Genomic DNA, 20,221 nt, shown 5'->3' with positions numbered 1-20,221 from the left:
GTCGCACCCGACGTACCGGCTTGCTCGACCCCCTCGCCGCCAGTGCCGCGTCTCACAGAAGAGGCAACATCCTGACCACCACGACTTTTCGCAGCCTTGGAATTCTCGACGAGACCGCCGAAGCCCTCGAGGCCGTCGGCATCACCACCCCCTTCCCGATCCAGGAGATGACGCTCCCGGTCGCCCTCGCGGGCAACGACGTCATCGGCCAGGCCAAGACCGGCACCGGCAAGACGCTCGGTTTCGGCCTGCCCCTGCTGGAGCGGGTCACCGTCGCCGCCGACGTCGAGGCCGGCCGCGCCACGCCCGAGCAGCTCACCGACGCGCCGCAGGCGCTCGTCGTCGTCCCCACCCGCGAACTGTGCCAGCAGGTCACCAACGACCTGCTCACCGCCGGCAAGGTCCGCGCGGTGCGAGTCACCGCGATCTACGGCGGGCGGGCGTACGAACCGCAGGTCGAGGCGCTGAAGAAGGGCGTCGACGTGGTCGTCGGCACCCCCGGCCGCCTGCTCGACCTGTCCGGCCAGAAGAAGCTGAACCTCAAGCACGTCCGCGCCCTCGTCCTCGACGAGGCCGACGAGATGCTGGACCTCGGCTTCCTCCCCGACGTCGAGAAGATCATGGCCATGCTGCCCGCGCGGCGCCAGACCATGCTCTTCTCCGCGACCATGCCCGGCGCCGTGATCAGCCTGGCCCGGCGCTACATGTCGCAGCCGACCCACATCCGCGCCACCGCGCCCGACGACCACGGCGCGACCGTGGCCAACACCACGCAGCACGTCTTCCGCGCGCACTCCCTGGACAAGCCGGAGCTGGTCTCCCGCATCCTCCAGGCCGAGGGCCGCGGCCTGGCGATGATCTTCTGCCGCACCAAGCGGACCGCGGCCGATGTCGCGGAGCAACTGGAGAAGCGCGGGTTCGCCTCCGGCGCGGTGCACGGCGACCTCGGTCAGGGCGCCCGTGAGCAGGCGCTGCGCGCGTTCCGCAACGGCAAGGTGGACGTCCTCGTCTGCACCGACGTCGCCGCGCGCGGTATCGACGTCGAAGGCGTCACCCACGTGATCAACTACCAGACGCCGGAAGACGAGAAGACCTACCTGCACCGGATCGGCCGCACCGGCCGGGCCGGCGCCTCCGGCACCGCGATCACCCTGGTCGACTGGGACGACATCCCGCGCTGGCAGCTCATCAACAAGGCGCTGGAGCTGACCTTCAACGACCCGGAGGAGACCTACTCCACGTCTCCGCACCTCTACGAGCTGCTCGGGATTCCCGCGGGCACCAAGGGGATACTGCCTCGGGCCGAGCGGACCCGTGCCGGGCTCGACGCGGAAGTGGTCGAGGACCTCGGCGAGACCGGTGGCCGCGGCCGCCGCCCCGCCGGCCGTGACCGCACTCCCGCGGCCCCGGTCGAGGAGCGCGCGCCCCGCACCCGCACCCCGCGGCAGCGCCGCCGCACCCGCGGTGGGACCGCCGTCGCCGGCGAGACCGTGATCGCCGCCGCCACCGAGGCCGTCCCCGTCGCCGTCCCGACGGCCGACGCCCCGGACGCCGACGAGCCGCGCAAGCCCCGCCGGCGGCGCACCCGCAGCCGCGCGGCCACCGCCACCGCGATCTCCCCGGACGCCCCCGAGCAGACCGCCCCCGCGGATGCCGCTGCCGCGGAGGAACCCGTCAAGGTCCCCCGCCGCCGCACCCGCAAGACCCCCACCGCCTGACCCCCCGGGGGTGGCCCGATCCTGCCGGTTGAGGGACCACCTGCCGGTGGCGGGTTGCCCGCGCGTTCTCCCCCGGAGCTTCGCCTGGGGGAGAACAGCGCGACAAGCCACCCACCCGCCGCAAGGTCCCGGTGCCGACGGAACGGGTCACCCCGGAGGGGCGAAGTCACCCACCCACCGCAAGGTCCCGGGAACCGCAAACAGGGGCACTCGGGGGGGTCACGCCCCCACCAACCGCAACGTCTTGGACATGTGAGCCGCGTAATCTCACTGCATGAGCCGACCGAGCACCCTTGAGCTGCCGACGAACGTGGTCTCGCGCCAGATGAAAACCTCGCGGGGATCGTTCGCGGTGCTGGACGGCGCCCCCGCCAGGGGGGCGGAAAGACGTGGACACGTCCTCCTGATCCCGGGCTTCACCGGAAGCAAGGAAGACTTCCTCGACCTGATCACGCCGTTGACGGCCGCGGGATTCCACGCCGTCTCGGTGGACGGCCGCGGGCAGTTCGAGTCGGCCGGCCCGAGAGACGAGAAGGCGTACGCCCGGAGCGAGTTGGCGGCGGACGTCCAGGCGCAGGCGGTGGCCGTGGCCGAGGCGTACGGCACGGACGCGCCCCTGCACGTGCTGGGCCACTCGCTGGGCGGCCACATCGTACGGGCCGCCCTGCTCTCCGACCGCTCCGTGCCGTACGCCTCGCTGGCGCTGGTGAGTTCGGGTCCGGCCGCGATCGAGGCGCACCAGCAGGTGCGGACGCAGTTGCTGCTCGACCATCTGCCGACGATGGACATGGAGACCGCCTGGCAGGCGATGCGGGCGATGGACGCCGGGGCGGAGGCGGACAGCGCCGGGGACGCGGAGGGGCGCACCCCGACGTGGCTGGAGGACTTCCTGCACCGCCGCTGGTTGGGCACCGTACCCGAGCAACTGCTCGCCACCGCGCGACAGTTGATGTCCGAAACCGATCGAGTGGCGGAGTTGGCGGCGCTGCCGCTCCCTAAACTCGTACTCTCCGGCGAGGTGGACTACGCCTGGCCGGTGCCGTGGCTGGACGAGATGGCGGTACGCCTCGGCGCGCGGCGCGTCGTGATCAAGGACGCCGGACACTCGCCCAACGCGGAGCGGCCCGCCGAGACCGCGGCCGCGTTGGTTGCCTTCTGGAAGGACGTCGAGGGGCAGCAGAAGGACTCCCTCACCAGCAAGTAGTCAAGGCCGGAAAGTTTTTCGTTAGCCTAGGGAATGTTTTGAAGGGGGTGTTCGTTGACCACACATGTAACGCGCGACGAAGGGAGAAGCCCCATGCGCTTTGAGATCATGCGACTCGACGACGTCAACGGTGAGGCCGTGGACAGCACCGTCGTGGACGCCAACGCTGTCGACAGGATCGTGCAGCAGGCCGCCGCTCTCGGCCAGCGCATCTACATCCGCCCCGCGGACTGATCGCAGGCCCACGTAACGGCGCCCCGTACCGAATGGATGTACGGGGCGCTTTCGTCTGTCCGGGGCCGGATGCCTGGTCCCGTCCGGGACCGGAGGTCAGCCCTCGCCGTGGATGAAGCCGAAGATGCCGTTCGCCACCGACTGCACGGCGATCGCGGACAGCAGCATGCCCGACAGCCGGGTCACCAGCACCACCCCGCCCTCCTTGATCAGCCGGATGATCGCCAGCGAGTACCTCATGGTCAGCCACAGGACCGCGTGCATCGCCACGATCGCCACCCACACCGAGAGCTGCTGCCCGAAGCCGTTCGCGTGCTGCACCGCGAGGATCACCGTCACGATCGCCCCCGGACCGGCCAGCAGCGGCATGCCCAGCGGCACCAGCGCCACGTTCACGTCCTTCGTCTGCGTCGGCTCGTCCGCCTTGCCCGTCAGCAGGTCCAGCGCGATCAGCAGCAACAGCAGTCCGCCGGCCACCCGCAGCGCGGGCACCGACACATGCAGGTAGTCCAGGATCTGCTGGCCGCAGATGCCGAACACGGCGATCACCCCGAGCGCCACGGACGCGGCCTGCCACGCCATCCGCCGCTGCACCTTCGTCGCGCGCCCCGACGTCAGCGCCAGGAAGATCGGCGTGATGCCGGGCGGGTCCATGATCACGAACAGGGTGAAGAACACGGACCCGAACAAGGTGATGTCAAACATGCGGCAGGCTTTCTGAACGTACGAGCGCGCCCCGAAAGGGGGGCGCTGAGGGTGGGGACGTCTCCCGGCGGAGCCGGCGGGAGGACGGGAGGACGGGAGGAACTGCGCGACCGGGCACCGCGGAACGCGAGGTTCCGCGCGCGGCGCCGCGAGGTCCCGCGAGCCGTGGGCAGGGGCAGGAGCGAGGGCAGGGGCCGACCCGGAGGGCCGACCCGGAGAATCCGGCCCGCTAGACCGCCGAGATGGGCACCGCGCCCGTGGCCCGGCGCGCGATCTCCCGGTACACCTCGGGATCGGTGACGCACGCTCCGAGCCGGACCGTCTTGCGGTCGCCGTGGTAGTCGCTCGAACCCGTCGCCAGCAGGTCGTGCTCCGCGGCGAACGCGCGCAGCCGCGCCCTGGTCGCGTCGTCGTGGTCCACGTGGTCCACTTCGATGCCGTCGAGCCCGGCGGCGGACAGCTCGGCGATCACCGCCTCCGGCACGGTCTCGCCGCGCTTGTGCGCCCCCGGGTGCGCGAAGACGGTCACCCCGCCCGCGCCCTTCACCAGCCGCACCGCGTCGAACGGGTCGAGTTCGTGCTTGGGGACGTACCCGCGGCCGTCGTTGGCCAGCCACTGCTCGGTGAAGGCGTCCGAGACGCTGTCGACCACGCCCAGCTCGACCATCGCGGTCGCGATGTGCGGACGGCCCACGGAGCCGTCCCCGGCGATCCGGGCGACCTGCTCCCAGGTGATCGGCACGCCCAGCTCGCGCAGCTTGGCGACCATGCCCTGCGCCCTCGGCACCCGGTCGTCCCGGACGAGTTCGCGCTCGCGGTACAGCTCCGGCTCGGCCGGGTCGAAGAGGTACGCCAGCATGTGCATGCCGATCCCGTCGATCCGGCAGGACAGCTCGGCGCCGGTCACCAACGTCAGGTCCCCGGGTGCTTCCAGCCCCGCCAGCGCGGCGGTCGCCTCGGCGTAGCCGCCGACCGTGTCATGATCCGTGAGCGCCACCACGTCCAGCCCCGCGGCCGCGGCGTTCCGCACCAACTCAGCCGGCGAGTCGGTGCCGTCGGAAGCCGTGGAGTGGGTGTGCAGGTCTATACGCACGACTCGCTCCGCGGGTGGCTGGGGGTTGGGTGGCCGTCGCCAGGATAACCCGCCCGGGTGGTGCGTTCTGTCGTACGGCTCCCCCCGTGCTCGCCCCGGAACACCCGGGCAGATCCAGGGGCGCGCGCGACCCACCACCAACAGGTGGTCCCCCCACCGGCAGGACACACCACCCCGGAGGGTCAGGGGCACCGCTACGCGATGAGGCGGGGGGCGAGCGCACCGCACGGCAGGAGGTCGACCTCGGCGCCGGCGTCCCGCAAATCCGTGAGGACGAGCTCGTCGTACATCAGCAGCCCGGTCTGCTCGGGCCAGACGATGGCCCACAGCCAGAGCCCGCGGGCCTCGCCGGCGAAGACCACGCGGTCGTCGGGGACGCCCGCGACGTGCCAGAGGGGCGTGGGGCGCCCGGCCGCGAGGACCTTCGCGTGCGGCGGCATGTCCACGCACATGTTCGGACCGGGGTCGGGCCCGTCGATCCCGGCGAAGCGCGCGCCGAGCCCGACCCCCAACTCCTCTGCCACGAGCATGAGTTCACCGGGACCGCCGAGCGGCCCCGGCCCCGAGCACGAGACGGCGGTGGCACGGCCGCCGCTTCGGTCGTCACCGGCGGCGGCCACTCCGGAGAAGAGCCAGCCGACCGGCAGCGGCCAGGGCATCCAGACCGGCACCTGGGAGCGGTTCACGACGACGCCGAGCGCTTCGACACTGGGAGGCACCACCGGCTGGAGCGGATACACGGTCCCGTGCACATCGCACTGCCAGGAATCGGCGAAGAGTCCGGGCGCACGGACCCTGCCACCGCACTTCGGGCAACTGGGTTCGCCCCTCATAGATCCCCACGGTCCTCCTGGCCCCTCCCCACGTCAAGGACGATCACCCGTCCGGACCCGCCGCCGCGCACCCTAGGAGGTCAGGGGCACCGCCTTCCGCAGGGCGTCACGCAGATCCGTCTCGTGGGCCAGCCAGCGGTCCTGGAGCGCCGCGGCACCGTGCACGCGTTTCCACGCTGCCTCGGCCGGGGTCATCGGCAGGAGCGGGAAGAAGCGGACCGGGTCGAGGGGGTCGGGGAGGGTGAGGTCCGGCACGAGGCCGCCGGGTTCGGCGACGAGCACCGCGGAGAAGGGCGCCCCCGGCCACAGCGGCTCGGTGGTGTCGAGGGAGCCGCCGGGCGTGATGACGAGGCCCTCCACCTGAGGGGAGGCGGCGAGCACGGCCAGCGGGCGCAGCACTTTGTCGGTGTCGGCGAGCCCCGCCCGGACGGTGAGCAGCAGCTCGCCGCGCGGCCCGCGCAGCGGGTCCGCCACGGTGGCGAGCGGGTCGGCCATCGGCTGCGCGGACATCCCGAGTGTGGCGTATCGCACCAGGTCACCGGTGGTGTAGCGGAGGACCTCGACCCGGTCGGTGCCGACGAAGGTGACCGCGGCGCGGGCGTCGGGCGCGCCGAGGACATCGGACAGCCGCGCTTCGACGAGCGCCAGGACATCAGCCATACGGCGAGCATAGAACGCGTACAGAACCCGTAAGGCGGCACCGAGGAGGTGCTCGGACTTGCTAAGGTAGGGCGTTCACTCGCGCACCAAGGACATCCCTCAGCGGGGATCGACCGGAGGAGGTGGGGACTGACATGGATCCGAGTCGACCGTGCAGTACCGGCAGCTCTTCCGTATGCCATTTCGCGCGCTGAATTCCCCGCAGTACTCGCACGTCACGCGTTCTCTACCCGGCTGGCCGGGTCCAAAACGCGTCACCTCGCGAGTCGCGGTCCACCCCCGTCGGATGCGAGGGGGAGGCACAGCTCCCGCGGAGCCCGCGACAGCGGAAGAGCGCCCTGAACTGCCTGCGATCACCACGCCCTGATCTGCATTTCAGTGCGGCGCCATGCCGTCGGCCAGTCCGTGAAGGAGCTTGCCATGTCGATGATCCGCGACCTGCGCGCAGTAGTCCGTCCTGCCCTGCGGCCGACCCTGCGCAGGACCACCACGTCCTACGAGTACGACCCCGTCCCGGAGCCGCGCGCGGCCAGCGCGATCGTGGACTGCGCGGTCTACCGCGACGGCCTGCGCCACGGTGACGTCACGGACCCGCACGAGGCGCTGAAGATGGTGCGCGCCGGGCGGCCCGGCCCGCAGTGCGACGGCAGCGACGGCTTCGTGTGGATCGGGCTGCACGAGCCCACCGAGCAGGAGTTCGCGGGCATCGCCGAGGAGTTCGGCCTGCACCCGCTGGCGGTCGAGGACGCCGTCCACGCCCACCAGCGGCCGAAGTTGGAGCGGTACGACAACTCGCTGTTCGCCGTCTTCAAGACGATCCGCTACGTCGAGCACGCCGAGCTCACCTCCACCAGCGAGGTGGTGGAGAGCGGCGAGGTGATGGTCTTCACCGGACGCTACTTCGTGATCACCGTCCGGCACGGCGGGCACGGGTCGCTGCGCGCGCTGCGGCACCGGCTGGAGGACGACCCGGAGCTGCTGGCCAAGGGCCCCTCGGCCGTACTGCACGCGATCGCGGACCAGGTCGTCGACGACTACCTCGCCGTCTCCGAGGCGGTGCAGGACGACATCGACGAGGTGGAGATCGACGTCTTCTCCGCCGACAACGGGAAGACCTCGCGCGGTGGCGACGCAGGGCGGATCTACCAGCTCAAGCGGGAAGTGCTGGAGTTCAAGCGGGCGGTGTCCCCGCTGCTGCGACCCATGCAGCTGCTCGGCGAGCGGCCGATGCGGCTGATCGACCCGGAGATCCAGAAGTACTTCCGTGACGTGGCCGACCACGTCGCGCGGGTGCACGAGCAGGTCACCGGGTTCGACGACCTGCTCAACTCCATCCTCCAGGCCAACCTCGCGCAGGCCACCGTCGTGCAGAACGAGGACATGCGCAAGATCACCGCGTGGGCGGCCATCCTCGCGGTGCCGACCATGATCACCGGTGTGTACGGCATGAACTTCAAGCACATGCCCGAGCTCGGCTGGAAGTACAGCTATCCCGTCGTGCTCGCCGCGACCCTGGCGATCTGTTACGCGATCCACCGGGGCTTCCGCCGCAACGGATGGCTGTAGGGACGCCCGGGAGTCCCCTCCGGAGTGGTACGGCCGGACCGCGGCGGGCCCGTACGCTTGTGCGGTGACCACTCCCGAGAGCACCGCCATCCCGCCCCGTGCGGCACCGGCGGTGGACGAGAAAGCGCCCGAGGCCGGGCGTGGAGTGGACCTGACGCTGCTGGGCGTGGCGATCGCGGGCGTGTCCTTCTCTGCCCCCCTGATCGCGGCGACGGCCGCACCCGCGCTGGCGATCGCCTTCTGGCGGAACGCGATGGCCGTGGGGGTGCTCAGCCCGGTGGCGCTGTGGCGGCACCGCGGCGAGCTGCGGCGGATGGGCCGGCGCGCGCTGGGCCTGTCGGCGCTGGCCGGGCTGGTGCTGGCCGCGCACTTCGGGATGTGGCTGCCGAGCCTGAACATGACGTCGGTCGCCACCTCGACCGCCCTGTGCACCACGACGCCGATCTGGACCACGCTGATCCTGCGGCTGCGCGGCCACCGCCCGCCGCGGCTGGTGTGGGGCGGCACCGCGCTCGCGGTCGTCGGCGTGCTGATCCTCACCGGGATCGACCTGTCGACGGACAGCCGGGCGCTGGTCGGCGACGCGCTGGCGCTCGGCGCCGGGCTGGCCGCGGCCGTCTACATGCTGCTCGGCTCGGAGGTGCGGCGGACCGCGACGACCACCGCGTACACCTTCGTCTGCTACACGACCACGGCGGTGGCCCTGCTGTGCGCGTGCCTGGTCTCCGGGTCGGCGCTGGCCGGGTACGACGGGGAGACCTGGCTGAAGATCGCCGCGCTGACGGTGGCGGCGCAGTTGCTGGGCCACTCGCTGCTGAACCGGGTGGTGCGGGGCCTGGGGCCGTCGACCACCTCGACCGCGATCCTGCTGGAGACCCCGGGGGCCGCGCTGATCGCGGGGCTGTGGCTCGGCCAGACCCCGCCGGCGGCCGCGTATCCCGCGCTGCTGGTGATCCTCGGCGGTCTGGCCCTGGTGATCCTCTCCGACCGCCGCCGCTAGGCCCTGACCGGGGCACTAACCTGGGCACATGTCGACGCCGTCCACGCCGCCCGCCTCCCCCGCGCCCTCCGCCGTGCCCTCCGCCGACGAGGAGTTGTCGGCCCTGGTGGAGGAGGCCACGAAGAAGTCCGGGCTGGTCTGGGTCAACGGCCAGGCGGTGTGGCACCTGTGGCTGGACGGGGGCCTGCACCTCGTCGCCGGGCCCGGCGAGCAGCCGGTGCCGGACCTGGTGGACGGCGGGACCGCGACCGTGACCGTACGCAGCAAGGACAAGGGCGGGCGGCTGGTCACCTGGTCCGCGCGGGTCGAGGTGCTGGCGCCGCACGGCGAGCCGTGGGAGGCCGCCGTCGGCGAGCTGAAGGGCAAGCGGCTCAACGCGGTCGACGCCGAGTCGGTGCCGTCGCGGTGGGCGGCCGAGTGCCAGGTCTTCCGGCTGGCGCCGACCGGGAGCGTGCCGGAGCACCCGGGCGCGATGCCCGACACCTCCGGCGCCGTGGCCCCCGTCGCCACCTCGGCGACCACCCGCTCCCCCGCGCCCGCGGGACTGCCGAAGCTGCTCGCCCGGCGCCGCAGGACCTGACCGCGGACCCGGCGCCCGGGGCGAGGCAAGGCGAGCGGGTGCGGTGCGCTACTTGCCGACGGTCTTGCCGTAGTCCAGCACCTCGGACTTGGCCGGGGCGGCCAGGGTGAAGTCCTGGCCCCAGTCCGAGAGGGTCAGGGTGCCCGCGCCGCCGACGCGCTCGTAGCGCAGCGGGTAGGGCGTGCCCTTGAGGGAGACGTCCAGCGAGCCGCCCTTGGTGCCGTCGAGCGCGATGGTCTTGGTGGAGCCGACCTTGCGGTGGGCGCCGGTCTTGACCGTGCCGTCCAGCACGAAGAGGTCGGCGAGCAGCGTCTTCTTGTCGGTGAACCCGGAGAACTGCTGGTAGGAGGGGTCGTTCTGCGGAACCTTGACGTACTTGCCGTTGAGCTTCGCGGCGGCGGCCTTGCTGTCCTTGTCGCTGCCGCCGTCACCGTAGAAGTCGGCGCCGGCCTTGAGGTAGAGGTCGTCGTCGACCCGCAGCAACTGGAAGGTGTCGCCCTTGCTGCTGACCTCGCCGACCCCGCCGTTGGTGCGCAGCCGCATGTCGAGGCGGTAGGTCCGGCCGCCGCTGACCACGGTGCCGGCCAGCCGTACGGCGGCGGCGCCCGCGGCGGCGGACTTCGCCTTCTGCTCGATGGTCTGCGCCGGGAGCTTGCCGACCCCGTTGGTGCCCGCGTCGGGGTCGCCCCCGAAACCCAGGCAGCCGGTGAGCAGACCGCTCGCGCCGAGCGCGGTCAGGGCGGCGGCGACAGTCCTGCGGCCGTGGTGCACGGGTTCTCTTCCTCCAGGGACGGCGGCTGCGGGCGGCCTCGAAGCTACCGCAGGGTTACTCCCGGGGACCATCCCATGGGGCAGGCAAGATCGGCCCGGAGTAGCCTGAGCGGGTGCGGCGGGTGTGGCCCGCAGGCACCGGAGCAGCCCTCCGCGGACCGTAGGAGGCCCCCACCATGGCGGCAGGCGCCCCTCGGGTCTTCGTCTCGCACCTGGCCGGGGTCGCCGTCTTCGATCCGAACGGCGACCAGGTCGGGCGGGTGCGCGACGTGGTCGTCATGCTGCGCGTCGGAGGGCGCCCGCCCCGGGTGCTGGGCCTGGTCGTCGAGGTGGTCAGCCGGCGCCGGATCTTCCTGCCCATGACCCGGGTCACCGGTGTGGAGTCCGGCCAGGTCATCACCACCGGCGTGGTGAACATGCGGCGCTTCGAGCAGCGGCCGACCGAGACGCTGGTGCTGGGCGAGCTGCTGGACCGCAGGGTGCGGCTGGCCACCGACGAGTCGGGCTCCCCCGCCGAGACCCCCACCGCCGTGGCCCGCTCCGCCGCCGACGAGGCCCTGTCCGTCGAGGTCACCGTGCTCGATGTGTCCATGACCCAGCTGCCCTCCCGGCGGGACTGGGAGATCGACAAGGTCTTCGTGCGGCGCGGCAAGAGCGGGGCGCTGCGCCGCAGAGGCGAGGCGCTGACCGTGGACTGGTCGGCCGTGAGCGGCTTCTCGCTCGCCGAGGAGGGCCAGGGCGCGGAGAACCTGGTGGCGACCTTCGAGCAGCTGCGCCCGGCCGACCTGGCGAACGTGCTGCACCACCTGTCGCCCAAGCGCCGCGGCGAGGTGGCCGCCGCCCTCGACGACGACCGGCTCGCCGACGTCCTGGAGGAACTGCCGGACGACGACCAGGTGGAGATCCTCAGCAAGCTCAAGGAGGAGCGGGCCGCCGACGTGCTGGAGGCGATGGACCCCGATGACGCCGCCGACCTGCTCGCCGAGCTGCCGGCGGACGAGCAGGAACGCCTCCTCACCCTGATGCAGCCCCAGGAGGCCGCGGGCGTACGGCGGCTGCTGTCGTACGAGGAGCGCACCGCGGGCGGGCTGATGACCACCGAGCCGATCGTGCTGCGCCCGGACGCGACCGTGGCCGACGCGCTGGCCCGTATCCGCAACCCCGACCTGTCCCCCGCGCTGGCCGCCCAGGTGTACGTGTGCCGGCCGCCGGACGACACCCCGACCGGGAAGTACCTCGGCCTGGTGCACTTCCAGCGGCTGCTGCGCGACCCGCCCTTCACCCTGCTCGGCGCCATCGTGGACACCGACCTGCAACCGCTGGGCCCGGACACCGCGCTGCCGTCGGTGACGAGCTTCCTGGCCACGTACAACATGATCTCCGCGCCGGTGGTGGACGAGAGCGGTTCGCTGGTCGGCGCGGTGACCGTGGACGACGTGCTGGACCACCTGCTGCCGGACGACTGGCGGGAGACCGCGCTGTACGGCGCGGAGGGCGGCACGGACAGCGGCATGGACGGCGACGGGGACGGCGAAGGTCGCGGCACGGACGAGCGCGGCACGGACGAGCGCGCGGAGGCACCCGATGGCCGCTGACGAGCGCGAGCGGACCCGTCACCCGGCGGGGGCCACGGCGACCGGACGGCCGCGCAAGAACCGGCTGGACCAGCCGCGCGAGCCGCGCCGCAGCCTGCTGCCGTCCTACGACCCGGACGCGTTCGGCAAGCTCTCCGAGCGGGTGGCGCGCTTCCTCGGCACCGGACGGTTCATCGTCTGGATGACGGTGATCATCATCGTCTGGGTGCTGTGGAACGTCTTCGCGCCACGGAACTTCCAGTTCGACCACTACCCCTTCATCTTCCTGACGTTGATGCTGTCGCTGCAGGCGTCCTACGCGGCGCCGCTGATCCTGCTCGCGCAGAACCGGCAGGACGACCGGGACCGGGTCAATCTCGAACAGGACCGCAAGCAGAACGAACGGAACATCGCCGACACCGAGTACCTGACCCGGGAGGTGGCCGCCCTGCGGATGGGCCTGGGCGAGGTCGCCACGCGGGACTGGATTCGCTCGGAACTCCAGGACCTGGTCAAGGAGATCGACGAGCAGCGGCACCGTGCCGAGCGGCGCAACGAGCGGCAGGGCCAGGACCGGTACGGTGACCAGCGCCGCCCGCGCAGTGACGAAGGCGACGGCCGGGGCCGCTGAAGGGCCGCTCGGGACCGCCGTATCCTCGTGCGTATGGCTACCGCTCTGCACGGTTCTACCCCGACCGGCACCCCCACCGACGACGCTGTACGCGCCGCGCTGGCGACCGTTGACGACCCGGAGATCCACAAGCCGATCACCGAACTCGGCATGGTGAAATCCGTCGACATCGCCCCCGACGGCTCGGTCGCCGTCACCGTCTACCTCACCGTGTCCGGGTGCCCGATGCGGGACGAGATCACCGGCCGGGTCACGGCAGCGGTGCAGGGCGTGGCCGGGGTGACGTCGGTGCGGGTGGCGCTGGACGTGATGAGCGACGAGCAGCGCCGCGAGCTGGCGTCCTCGCTGCGCGGCGGCCAGGCCGAGCGGGAGATCCCCTTCGCCCAGCCCGGCTCGCTGACCCGGGTCTATGCGATCGCCTCCGGCAAGGGCGGGGTCGGCAAGTCCTCGGTGACGGTGAACCTCGCCGCCGCGATGGCCGCGGACGGGTTGAAGGTCGGCGTGGTCGACGCGGACATCTACGGGCACAGCGTGCCACGGATGCTCGGCGCGGAGGGCCGTCCCACCCAGGTCGAGAACATGATCATGCCGCCGTCGGCGAACGGTGTGAAGGTCATCTCGATCGGCATGTTCACCCCCGGCAACGCGCCGGTGGTGTGGCGCGGGCCGATGCTGCACCGCGCGCTCCAGCAGTTCCTCGCGGACGTCTACTGGGGCGACCTGGACGTCCTGCTGCTCGACCTGCCGCCCGGCACCGGCGACATCGCGATCTCCGTCGCGCAGCTCGTGCCGAACGCGGAGATCCTCGTGGTGACCACCCCGCAGCAGGCGGCGGCGGAGGTCGCCGAGCGGGCCGGGTCGATCGCCGTGCAGACCCACCAGAAGATCGTCGGCGTCGTGGAGAACATGGCGGGGATGCCGTGCCCGCACTGCGACGAGGTCGTCGAGGTGTTCGGCACGGGTGGGGGCGACCGGGTCGCCGAGGGGCTGTCCCGCACCACCGGCACCACGGTGCCCGTGCTCGGGCGCATCCCGATCGACGTGCGGCTGCGCGAGGGCGGCGACGACGGCCGGCCGGTGGTCCTCACGGCGCCGGAGTCCCCCGCGGGGGCGGCGCTGCGGGGCATCGCCGCGAAGCTCTCCGCCCGCGAGCGCGGGTTGGCGGGGATGTCGCTCGGGATCACCCCGCGCAACAAGTTCTGACGGCTCCCCCGGGCTGCCCGTCCCGTGACTCCGCGGACGGGCAGCCGGGTGGGTCCGGTTACCCCGCGTACGCGGTGAGGTCGGGGATGGCGGCCAGGGCGAGGCCGTAGGCGGACATGTTTCGGCCGTACGCCCCGAGGTGCACTCCCGCGGCGGAGCCGGCCATCACCCAGCCGTATTCCGACTCGCGGTAGTGGAAGGGGGTGGGGACGCCGTCGACGGGGAGGGTCAGGGACGACCATCCGGGTCCGGTCAGCTCGTCCGCGAGCTCCCACGCCGCCGAGGTCTGCTGGTCGAGCCAGTCCTGCCGCAGCGCGCGGTCCATCCGGGTGGGCCAGGTCGCCGAGAGCAGCCCGGAGCCGGCCAGCCAGGCCGCGGAGGAGACCGAGGTGGCCTCCATCACACCGGTGCCGTCGGCGCTGCGCCGCAGCGGCCGGTGGGCGACGGTGACCACGACCGCGAACTTCTGGCCCTCCGGGTCGGCGGCCTCGGCCTTGAGCGACGGCTCGTCGCCGTGTCCGGTCGCTCCGTGTTCGACGGTCCCGTCCGCGCTGGCGCCGAGCAGACCGAGCCACCGGGGCCCGGTGAATGCCTGGTCCAGCCCGTACCAGGGGAAGTCGGCCAACAGGTAGCCCTCGACCGCCCCCTGTTGCGTGCCGGTCTTCGTCTCCATATGGGTCGCGCCTCCTCGATGACCGCCCTCCTGGGCGACATGCCATCTTGCCCGACCATGGGCGGGTTCGGGGCGCGAAACGGCGTGGGGTGATGCCGAACACACGGACAACGGCCATGCAATCGGGTGAAAACGTGGATTCGGGTTGACGCTCCCCGGATCAGGTCGCGTCGGAGTCGTACGGCGGCGGCTCGTCCTGACCCAGCTTCTTCAGCCGGTCGGGGGTGCCGCCGGAGTCCGCGGAGCCCGCACCGGAAGAAGCCGTCCCCGCTGAGGCTGACGACGAGGACGAGCCGTTGACGCCCGTCCTGACCCCGTTGACCGCGTCGGTGACCTCCGCCATGTCCTTGCGCAGGTCGGTGACGTCGGTGAGGTCCTTGCGCAGGTCAAGGCTCTTGCCGAGGTCCTTCAGCTCGCCGAGGCCGTACTCGTCGTTCTCGCTGTTGATCAGGTTCTTGCGGATGAAGGTCTTCGGGTTGAGGTCCTCGAACTCGAAGTCCTTGAACTCCGGCCCCAGCTCGCGGCGGATGTCCTCCTTGGCGCTGTCGGAGAACTCCCGCACCTTGCGGATGAAGGCCATGGCGTCCTGGATCAGCTTCGGCAGCTTGTCCGGGCCGAAGACAAGCACGGCAAGGACCACGATCGCGACCAGCTCCAGCGGGCCTATGTCGAAGAACACCTTGCAGCTCCTTGAGACGTCCACGGCCGGCGTGGGCAGGGACCGGCGGAATTCACGGTACCTGCCCGAGCAAGCGATACGGGAGTGGCTGTGGCCAACACTATGCTGCCGCCCGGTAAAGACCTGCGCTGACACCGGGCGGTGCCCGACGCCGAACCACCGCTCAGCGCAGCGGGAACGAGCCGTTCGACGCCTGCTGGACCGGCGGTATCAACGGCACGGAGGTGGCCGACGCGACCACGATCCGCTCGCGCCGCTGCTCCTCGCGGTCCGAACTGAGCACGCCGCGCGGGATGGTGCCGCGGGTGTCGGAGACCTGGCCGGCGCTGAGCGGGCTGACCGCGGGGCCGTCGTCCGGCCGGGCGCCGCTGTCCATCGCCGCCTCCATCGGCAGCGCGCTGCCGATGGCGATCGCGGCCATCGAGAAGGCACCGGCCGCGGCGAAGGCGAAACGCCGGCCCCGGGAGGTGCTGTCGTGGACCCGGAAGCCGCGGCCGCGCCCGTCACCGGCCGGCAGCAGATCGGCGGCCGGGCCGAGGAAGGAGAACTCCTCGCGCCGCGCGCCCCCTGATCGGGCCAGGCCGGAGCCGGGGCGACCGGTGTCGGACCTGCCGGGGTCGGAGAGCACCGAGTCGGGAACCGTCGGCCGCGAGCCGAAGAAGCCGCCGTCGAACGGGCCGCGACGGTGGCCGACGCTGCCCGCCTCGTCGGCCGACAGGCCCTCGGGCCGCGCCGGGCCACCGGGGCCGTCCTGGCCGTCCATGGCCGGCAGTCCCTGTAGCCGCGCCAGCAGACCGGCCGATATGGCCGGCAGCTCCGAGCCGGCGATCACGCTCTTGAGCCGGCGCTGCTCGGCGGCGGCGGCCTTGCACTGCGTACATGTCGCGAGATGGGCCAGCACCCGGTCCCGGCTGTCGTCCGTCAGCTCGCCGTCGACGAAGGCGGAAAGTCGGTCACCGAGGTGCTGCTCGGCGGGTGCAGGACGTTGGGGACGGTGCTGCTCGCCTGAACCGCTGCTGCTCACGCTCTCCCGCCCTCCAGGGGTTTGGACGCGGTGGCAGCGAACGCGGGCGCCGGGCGCGCTCCGGGCGCCCGGTGCTCCAGAGCCTTGCGCAGGTGCGAGCGGCCGCGGTGGATGCGGCTTCGCACGGTGCCGAGTTTCACCCCGAGGGTCGCGGCGATCTCCTCGTACGACAGTCCCTCGATGTCGCAGAGCACCACGGCGGCCCGGAACTCCGGCGCGAGGGTGTCCAGCGCCTGCTGGACGTCCGCGTCGAAGTGGGTGTCGCTGAAGTGCTGCGCGGGGGACGGCTCGCGGCTGGGCAGCCGCTCAGCCGCGTCGTCGCCGAGAGCGTCGAAACGAATGCGCTGCCGGCGCCGCACCATGTCCAGGAAGAGGTTCGTGGTGATGCGGTGCAGCCAGCCCTCGAAAGTGCCGGGCGTGTAGGTGGACAGGGAGCGGAAGACCCGCACGAAGACCTCCTGGGTGAGGTCTTCCGCGTCGTGCTGGTTCCCGGTCAGGCGGTAGGCCAGCCGGTACACCCGGGCACTGTGCGTGCTGACGATCTCCTCCCAGGAAGGAGGCGTCCACGTCTGGCCGTCTCCGTCGGTAGCGAACGTCGCGGTCGCGGAGTCGGTCCTGGGTGAACGGTCATCAGCTGTGTCGGTCACGGATTTCGGCTGTCCGGCGGACTTTCGGAAGCGGTCGAGCATTCCTCGGTCACCGGCCGCAGCCGCACCTCCCCTGTCGGCTCTGGTGGTCTCCAGTAGAGCCCCTACCATATCCACCTCGCCCGTTAGCTCCGGATAAGTGCGCTGTTGCCAAAGCGGAGAGGGGGCTGCCGCTCCATCCCCGCGGGGGGCCGTTGCCACCCGTGTTCTCTAACGCCCGGTCCCATCAGCAGGTTCCCGGCGGCAACGGATACAGTCGCCCGGGCGGCGCAATTGCAAGGAGAACACCGGACAAGGGGAGCGGCCATTACCGGCAACCGGCAGGCGAGCTGGGCGTTCGCGGACGCCTTCGTCGCCGAGGACGACGCCTTGATACGCGCCCGCGCCCGCTCGCGTACGGAGGGGCTGCGCGCGGTCTCCCCCGGCACCGGCGCGGCCCTGCGACTGCTCGCCGGGGCCTGCGACGCGAAGTCCGTGGTCGAGATCGGCACCGGCACCGGCGTCTCCGGCATCCACCTGCTGCGCGGCATGCGGCCCGACGGGGTGCTGACCACCGTGGACTCCGAACCCGACCGCCAGCAGCTCGCCCGTGAGGCGTACCGCGAGGCCGGGGTCGCCGCCAACCGGGCCCGCTTCATCTGCGGCCGCGCCCTCGACGTGCTGCCCCGCCTCACCGACGGCGGGTACGACCTGGTCTTCTGCGACGCCGACCGGCTGGAGTGCCTGGACTACCTCGACGAGTCGCTGCGGCTGCTGCGCCCCGGCGGCGTGCTCTGCTTCGAGGGCGCCTTCGCCCAGGGCCGCGCGCTGGACGCCTCCCACCAGGACGCCGAGTCCCTGCACTTGCGCGACCTGATGCGGGCGGTCCGGGACAGCCCGCGACTGGCCCCGGTCCTGCTGCCCACGGATGACGGCCTCCTCTGCGCCATCCGCCGCGCATGAGCACGGCCACGTACGTGGGACGTACGTGGCCGTGACGATTCGGGACCGCTGGTCTCAGACGATGGCCTTCTTCAGCGCATCGCCCAGGGCGTCCGCCTCGTCCGGGGTCAGCTCTACTACCAGCCGCCCGCCGCCCTCCAGCGGAACGCGCATGATGATGCTCCGCCCCTCCTTGGTCACCTCGAGCGGGCCGTCACCCGTCCGCGGCTTCATGGCCGCCATGCTCGTTCCCCTTCCTGAAACCAGCTCGGACTCGAACACATTGGTTCTCGGCCATTATCCCGCATCAGTCGACCTGATGACCAATAGCCGTAGCACTCCGTTGTACATTCCGATCCCCCAAACCCGGCTATTTCGCCGGGTCGGGCCGCTTCCGGGCCCGGCGCGGTTTGATGTACGTCACATGTCGGACCGTCATCGGGTCCGGCATCCTGGCCAGGACACTTGCCGCGACGAAGGGGTTCTGGCATGGGCGAGAGCGTGCTGTACGAGGTCGAGGACGGCTTGGCGACGGTCACCCTGAACCGACCGGAGGCCATGAACGCACTCGACACGAATACGAAGAACGCGTTGCGCGAGGCGCTGCGGACCGCGGGCTCCGACGAGGCGGTGCGCGCCGTGCTGCTCACCGCGACCGGCCGGGCGTTCTGCGTCGGACAGGACCTCAAGGAGCACGTCGGCATCCTGGAGTCGGGCGGCGGCCTGGCGACGGTCGCCGAGCACTACAACCCGATCGTCACCGCCCTGGCCACCATGCCCAAGCCGGTGGTCGCCGCGGTCAACGGGGTGGCGGCCGGGGCGGGCGCGGGGTTCGCGTTCGCCGCGGACTACCGGCTCGCCGCGGACACGGCGTCCTTCACCACCGCGTTCGCCGGGGTGGCGCTGTCCACGGACTCCGGGATGTCGTGGACGCTGCCGCGGCTGGTCGGCCAGGCGCGGGCCGCGGAGCTGCTGATGTTCCCGCGGCCGGTGCCCGCGCAGGAGGCGCTGGCGCTCGGCCTGGTGCACCAGGTGCTTCCGGCGCCCGCGCTGGCCCAGGCCGCGGTCGCGGTGGCCCGGGCGCTCGCCGACGGCCCGACCGTCGCGTACGGCGCGATGAAGGAGGCGCTGGCGTACGGGGCGTCGCACACGCTGGAGGAGTCGCTCGCCCACGAGGACACCCTCCAGGCGCGGGCGGGGGCGTCGGCCGACCACCGTGAGGCGGTCTCGGCGTTCGTCGCGAAGCGGAAGCCGAGGTTCGAGGGGCGCTGACCCGAGGGGCGCCGAGTGGCCGGGGCGACGGTCGGGTCAGCGGGCCGTGCAGTCCGCCAGGTGGTCGTTGACCAGGCCGCACGCCTGCATCAGGGCGTGCGCGGTGGTCGGGCCCACGAAGCGGAAGCCGCGTTTCTTCAGGTCCTTGGAGAGCGCGGTGGACTCGGGGGTGGTGGCCGCGACGTCGGAGAGGGTGCGCGGGGCGGGGCGGCTCGCGGGGTCCGGGGCGAAGGACCAGACGAGGGCGTCCAGGCCGCCGTCGTAGGTGTCGCGGACCTCGCGGGCGGCGGCGGCGTTGGAGATCGCGGCGTCGACCTTGGCGCGGTTGCGGATGATCCCGGGGTCGGCGAGCAGCCGGGTCCGGTCCTCGTCGGTGAACGCGGCGACCTTGTCGATGGCGAAGTGCCGGAAGGCGGCGCGGAAGGTCTCGCGGCGGCGCAGGATGGTGATCCACGACAGCCCGGACTGGAAGGCCTCCAGGCAGATCCGCTCGAAGAGGGCGTCGTCGCCGTGCACCGGCTTGCCCCACTCCTCGTCGTGGTACGCCAGGTAGTCGGGGGTGGACAGTCCCCAGGGGCAGCGGAGCAGGCCGTCGGGGCCGGGGATGGCGGTGCCGTCACTCACCCGTGCCGCCCGGGAGGTCGTCGGGGCCGGCCACCGGCCGGTCGGGACGGGTGGCGGGCTCTGCGTAGCCGCTGCCGGGCCCGCCACCGTATCCGTGGCCGTATCCCTGCCCGTTGCCGCCGCCGCTCCCGTACGGGGCGCCGGGGGCGGTCTGGGGGGACGTGCCGGGCGCGGCGGAGGTGTCGTAGCGGTGCGCGCCGGCGTGGGCGCCGGCGAGGTGGGCCTCCAGCTCGGCGATGCGGGCGTCGCGTTCGGCCAGTTCCGCGCCGAGCCGCTCCAGCACCTCGTCCACGTCGAGCATGCGGTAGCCGCGCAGGCCCACCGGCAGCCGGACCGCGTCCACGTCGGCGCGGGCCAGCGGGCGGTCGGGGGGCAGCCGGTCCTCGAGCCGGTCGGGCTGGGAGTCCTTGAGCGCGCCGCCGTCGCCGAGTACGGCCAGCGCCACCGCGGCGACCACCGCGACGAGCGCGATGAGCATGAACCAGAACACGTCGATACTCCCGGGGTACGGCCCAGGGACCTGCCGTCCGGATCGGCGGGTCCTCCATGTCAGGCACGATCGTGCCACGATCGCATGAGTCTGAGATGAGGAGTGACCGTGGGACTTCG

The 20,221-nt window shown here is 72.1% G+C and carries 23 protein-coding genes; 11 read left to right on the top strand and 12 right to left on the bottom strand.

Annotated elements, in window-relative coordinates; translation table 11 throughout:
- The first annotated feature begins 20 nt into the window (after positions 1-20).
- From ACIPAE_RS00405 to ACIPAE_RS00395, 3 genes are all read left to right on the top strand, one after another.
- A complete protein-coding gene (locus tag ACIPAE_RS00405) occupies positions 21-1,718 on the top strand; it encodes a DEAD/DEAH box helicase (RefSeq protein WP_402441947.1) in 1,698 nt (565 codons plus the stop codon).
- Between the two features lie 274 nt (positions 1,719-1,992).
- Positions 1,993-2,922 (top strand): alpha/beta fold hydrolase, encoded by a 930-nt coding sequence (locus ACIPAE_RS00400; RefSeq protein WP_402441945.1) that lies wholly within the window; start codon positions 1,993-1,995, stop codon positions 2,920-2,922.
- Positions 2,923-3,015: 93 nt separating this feature from the next.
- Positions 3,016-3,156: a hypothetical protein gene (locus ACIPAE_RS00395; RefSeq protein ID WP_200823142.1), complete on the top strand. Its 141-nt coding sequence runs from the start codon at positions 3,016-3,018 to the stop codon at positions 3,154-3,156.
- A gap of 96 nt (positions 3,157-3,252) precedes the next feature.
- Here the strand turns inward: ACIPAE_RS00395 and ACIPAE_RS00390 are convergent, their stop codons facing one another.
- The 4 genes from ACIPAE_RS00390 to ACIPAE_RS00375 all read right to left on the bottom strand — a co-directional run bounded on the left by ACIPAE_RS00390 (position 3,253) and on the right by ACIPAE_RS00375 (position 6,447).
- Positions 3,253-3,861: a MarC family protein gene (locus ACIPAE_RS00390; RefSeq protein ID WP_328468924.1), complete on the bottom strand. Its 609-nt coding sequence runs from the start codon at positions 3,859-3,861 to the stop codon at positions 3,253-3,255.
- Positions 3,862-4,090: 229 nt separating this feature from the next.
- The gene (locus ACIPAE_RS00385) at positions 4,091-4,954 is read right to left on the bottom strand and encodes a PHP domain-containing protein (protein ID WP_402441943.1); all 864 of its coding nucleotides are present in this window, start codon (positions 4,952-4,954) and stop codon (positions 4,091-4,093) included.
- A 194-nt stretch (positions 4,955-5,148) separates the two neighbouring features.
- Positions 5,149-5,787, bottom strand: a complete 639-nt coding sequence (locus tag ACIPAE_RS00380; protein ID WP_328468920.1) for a DUF6758 family protein — start codon at positions 5,785-5,787, stop codon at positions 5,149-5,151.
- Between the two features lie 72 nt (positions 5,788-5,859).
- Positions 5,860-6,447, bottom strand: coding sequence for a suppressor of fused domain protein (locus ACIPAE_RS00375; protein ID WP_402441940.1), 588 nt, complete (start codon positions 6,445-6,447; stop codon positions 5,860-5,862).
- 420 nt (positions 6,448-6,867) lie between these two features.
- Between ACIPAE_RS00375 and ACIPAE_RS00370 the strand changes: the two genes are divergently transcribed.
- The 3 genes from ACIPAE_RS00370 (at position 6,868) to ACIPAE_RS00360 (ending at position 9,593) form a co-directional block, all read left to right on the top strand.
- Positions 6,868-8,013 (top strand): magnesium and cobalt transport protein CorA, encoded by a 1,146-nt coding sequence (locus ACIPAE_RS00370; RefSeq protein WP_328468917.1) that lies wholly within the window; start codon positions 6,868-6,870, stop codon positions 8,011-8,013.
- 88 nt (positions 8,014-8,101) lie between these two features.
- Positions 8,102-9,013, top strand: a complete 912-nt coding sequence (locus ACIPAE_RS00365) for a DMT family transporter (RefSeq protein ID WP_402442617.1) — start codon at positions 8,102-8,104, stop codon at positions 9,011-9,013.
- A 28-nt stretch (positions 9,014-9,041) separates the two neighbouring features.
- Positions 9,042-9,593, top strand: a complete 552-nt coding sequence (locus ACIPAE_RS00360) for a hypothetical protein (RefSeq protein ID WP_329365091.1) — start codon at positions 9,042-9,044, stop codon at positions 9,591-9,593.
- A gap of 48 nt (positions 9,594-9,641) precedes the next feature.
- Here ACIPAE_RS00360 and ACIPAE_RS00355 read toward each other — a convergent pair whose 3' ends face one another.
- Positions 9,642-10,364 carry a hypothetical protein gene (locus ACIPAE_RS00355; RefSeq protein WP_366413664.1) on the bottom strand — a complete coding sequence of 241 codons (723 nt, stop codon included), beginning with the start codon at positions 10,362-10,364 and terminating at the stop codon, positions 9,642-9,644.
- A gap of 176 nt (positions 10,365-10,540) precedes the next feature.
- On the opposite strand from ACIPAE_RS00355, the gene ACIPAE_RS00350 reads away from it, so the two are divergent.
- From ACIPAE_RS00350 to ACIPAE_RS00340, 3 genes are read left to right on the top strand one after another with little or no spacing between them, the layout of a single operon-like run.
- Complete coding sequence (locus ACIPAE_RS00350) at positions 10,541-11,959, top strand: magnesium transporter MgtE N-terminal domain-containing protein (RefSeq protein ID WP_329365095.1); 1,419 nt, start codon at positions 10,541-10,543, stop codon at positions 11,957-11,959.
- Positions 11,949-12,569 carry a DUF1003 domain-containing protein gene (locus tag ACIPAE_RS00345; protein ID WP_366413665.1) on the top strand — a complete coding sequence of 207 codons (621 nt, stop codon included), beginning with the start codon at positions 11,949-11,951 and terminating at the stop codon, positions 12,567-12,569. Before ACIPAE_RS00350 ends, ACIPAE_RS00345 begins: the two co-directional genes overlap by 11 nt.
- A gap of 33 nt (positions 12,570-12,602) precedes the next feature.
- Positions 12,603-13,772 (top strand): Mrp/NBP35 family ATP-binding protein, encoded by a 1,170-nt coding sequence (locus ACIPAE_RS00340; RefSeq protein WP_402441936.1) that lies wholly within the window; start codon positions 12,603-12,605, stop codon positions 13,770-13,772.
- Positions 13,773-13,830: 58 nt separating this feature from the next.
- On the opposite strand, the gene ACIPAE_RS00335 is transcribed toward ACIPAE_RS00340, so the two are convergent.
- From ACIPAE_RS00335 to sigE, 4 genes are all read right to left on the bottom strand, one after another.
- Positions 13,831-14,445 (bottom strand): hypothetical protein, encoded by a 615-nt coding sequence (locus ACIPAE_RS00335; RefSeq protein ID WP_328468902.1) that lies wholly within the window; start codon positions 14,443-14,445, stop codon positions 13,831-13,833.
- A gap of 160 nt (positions 14,446-14,605) precedes the next feature.
- Entirely contained in the window at positions 14,606-15,124 is a 519-nt protein-coding gene (locus tag ACIPAE_RS00330) for a sec-independent translocase (RefSeq protein WP_329365102.1), read from the bottom strand.
- Positions 15,125-15,287: 163 nt separating this feature from the next.
- Positions 15,288-16,148 carry a zf-HC2 domain-containing protein gene (locus ACIPAE_RS00325; RefSeq protein ID WP_329365104.1) on the bottom strand — a complete coding sequence of 287 codons (861 nt, stop codon included), beginning with the start codon at positions 16,146-16,148 and terminating at the stop codon, positions 15,288-15,290.
- The gene (gene sigE / locus ACIPAE_RS00320; RefSeq protein ID WP_329365107.1) at positions 16,145-16,906 is read right to left on the bottom strand and encodes an RNA polymerase sigma factor SigE; all 762 of its coding nucleotides are present in this window, start codon (positions 16,904-16,906) and stop codon (positions 16,145-16,147) included. The genes ACIPAE_RS00325 and sigE overlap by 4 nt, the downstream gene beginning before the upstream one ends.
- A 162-nt stretch (positions 16,907-17,068) precedes the next feature.
- Here sigE and ACIPAE_RS00315 point away from each other — a divergent pair, with 162 nt between their 5' ends.
- Positions 17,069-17,737, top strand: a complete 669-nt coding sequence (locus ACIPAE_RS00315) for an O-methyltransferase (protein ID WP_329365109.1) — start codon at positions 17,069-17,071, stop codon at positions 17,735-17,737.
- A 54-nt stretch (positions 17,738-17,791) separates the two neighbouring features.
- Here ACIPAE_RS00315 and ACIPAE_RS00310 read toward each other — a convergent pair whose 3' ends face one another.
- Complete coding sequence (locus tag ACIPAE_RS00310) at positions 17,792-17,959, bottom strand: DUF3117 domain-containing protein (RefSeq protein ID WP_073493047.1); 168 nt, start codon at positions 17,957-17,959, stop codon at positions 17,792-17,794.
- A 246-nt stretch (positions 17,960-18,205) separates the two neighbouring features.
- On the opposite strand from ACIPAE_RS00310, the gene ACIPAE_RS00305 reads away from it, so the two are divergent.
- Positions 18,206-18,988, top strand: coding sequence for an enoyl-CoA hydratase-related protein (locus ACIPAE_RS00305; protein WP_402441932.1), 783 nt, complete (start codon positions 18,206-18,208; stop codon positions 18,986-18,988).
- Between the two features lie 36 nt (positions 18,989-19,024).
- Here ACIPAE_RS00305 and ACIPAE_RS00300 read toward each other — a convergent pair whose 3' ends face one another.
- Complete coding sequence (locus ACIPAE_RS00300) at positions 19,025-19,612, bottom strand: DNA-3-methyladenine glycosylase I (protein WP_329365114.1); 588 nt, start codon at positions 19,610-19,612, stop codon at positions 19,025-19,027.
- The gene (locus ACIPAE_RS00295; protein WP_402441930.1) at positions 19,605-20,102 is read right to left on the bottom strand and encodes a cell division protein DivIVA; all 498 of its coding nucleotides are present in this window, start codon (positions 20,100-20,102) and stop codon (positions 19,605-19,607) included. The genes ACIPAE_RS00300 and ACIPAE_RS00295 overlap by 8 nt, the downstream gene beginning before the upstream one ends.
- Between the last annotated feature and the right edge of the window lie 119 nt (positions 20,103-20,221).

Origin of the sequence: Streptomyces sp. NPDC087270 (assembly GCF_044744625.1) — a bacterium.
Lineage (GTDB): Bacteria > Actinomycetota > Actinomycetes > Streptomycetales > Streptomycetaceae > Actinacidiphila.
This window is presented reverse-complemented; position numbering and strand designations above follow the sequence as displayed.

What these genes read in the sequence shown, in the direction of transcription:
- ACIPAE_RS00400 (WP_402441945.1), top strand. Translation starts at nt 1,993, where the DNA reads ATGAGCCGACCGAGCACCCTTGAGCTGCCGACGAACGTGGTCTCGCGC.
- ACIPAE_RS00395 (WP_200823142.1), top strand. Translation starts at nt 3,016, where the DNA reads ATGCGCTTTGAGATCATGCGACTCGACGACGTCAACGGTGAGGCCGTG.
- ACIPAE_RS00390 (WP_328468924.1), bottom strand. Translation starts at nt 3,861, where the DNA reads ATGTTTGACATCACCTTGTTCGGGTCCGTGTTCTTCACCCTGTTCGTG.
- ACIPAE_RS00380 (WP_328468920.1), bottom strand. Translation starts at nt 5,787, where the DNA reads ATGAGGGGCGAACCCAGTTGCCCGAAGTGCGGTGGCAGGGTCCGTGCG.
- ACIPAE_RS00375 (WP_402441940.1), bottom strand. Translation starts at nt 6,447, where the DNA reads ATGGCTGATGTCCTGGCGCTCGTCGAAGCGCGGCTGTCCGATGTCCTC.
- ACIPAE_RS00370 (WP_328468917.1), top strand. Translation starts at nt 6,868, where the DNA reads ATGTCGATGATCCGCGACCTGCGCGCAGTAGTCCGTCCTGCCCTGCGG.
- ACIPAE_RS00360 (WP_329365091.1), top strand. Translation starts at nt 9,042, where the DNA reads ATGTCGACGCCGTCCACGCCGCCCGCCTCCCCCGCGCCCTCCGCCGTG.
- ACIPAE_RS00350 (WP_329365095.1), top strand. Translation starts at nt 10,541, where the DNA reads ATGGCGGCAGGCGCCCCTCGGGTCTTCGTCTCGCACCTGGCCGGGGTC.
- ACIPAE_RS00345 (WP_366413665.1), top strand. Translation starts at nt 11,949, where the DNA reads ATGGCCGCTGACGAGCGCGAGCGGACCCGTCACCCGGCGGGGGCCACG.
- ACIPAE_RS00340 (WP_402441936.1), top strand. Translation starts at nt 12,603, where the DNA reads ATGGCTACCGCTCTGCACGGTTCTACCCCGACCGGCACCCCCACCGAC.
- ACIPAE_RS00335 (WP_328468902.1), bottom strand. Translation starts at nt 14,445, where the DNA reads ATGGAGACGAAGACCGGCACGCAACAGGGGGCGGTCGAGGGCTACCTG.
- sigE (WP_329365107.1), bottom strand. Translation starts at nt 16,906, where the DNA reads ATGGTAGGGGCTCTACTGGAGACCACCAGAGCCGACAGGGGAGGTGCG.
- ACIPAE_RS00310 (WP_073493047.1), bottom strand. Translation starts at nt 17,959, where the DNA reads ATGGCGGCCATGAAGCCGCGGACGGGTGACGGCCCGCTCGAGGTGACC.
- ACIPAE_RS00305 (WP_402441932.1), top strand. Translation starts at nt 18,206, where the DNA reads ATGGGCGAGAGCGTGCTGTACGAGGTCGAGGACGGCTTGGCGACGGTC.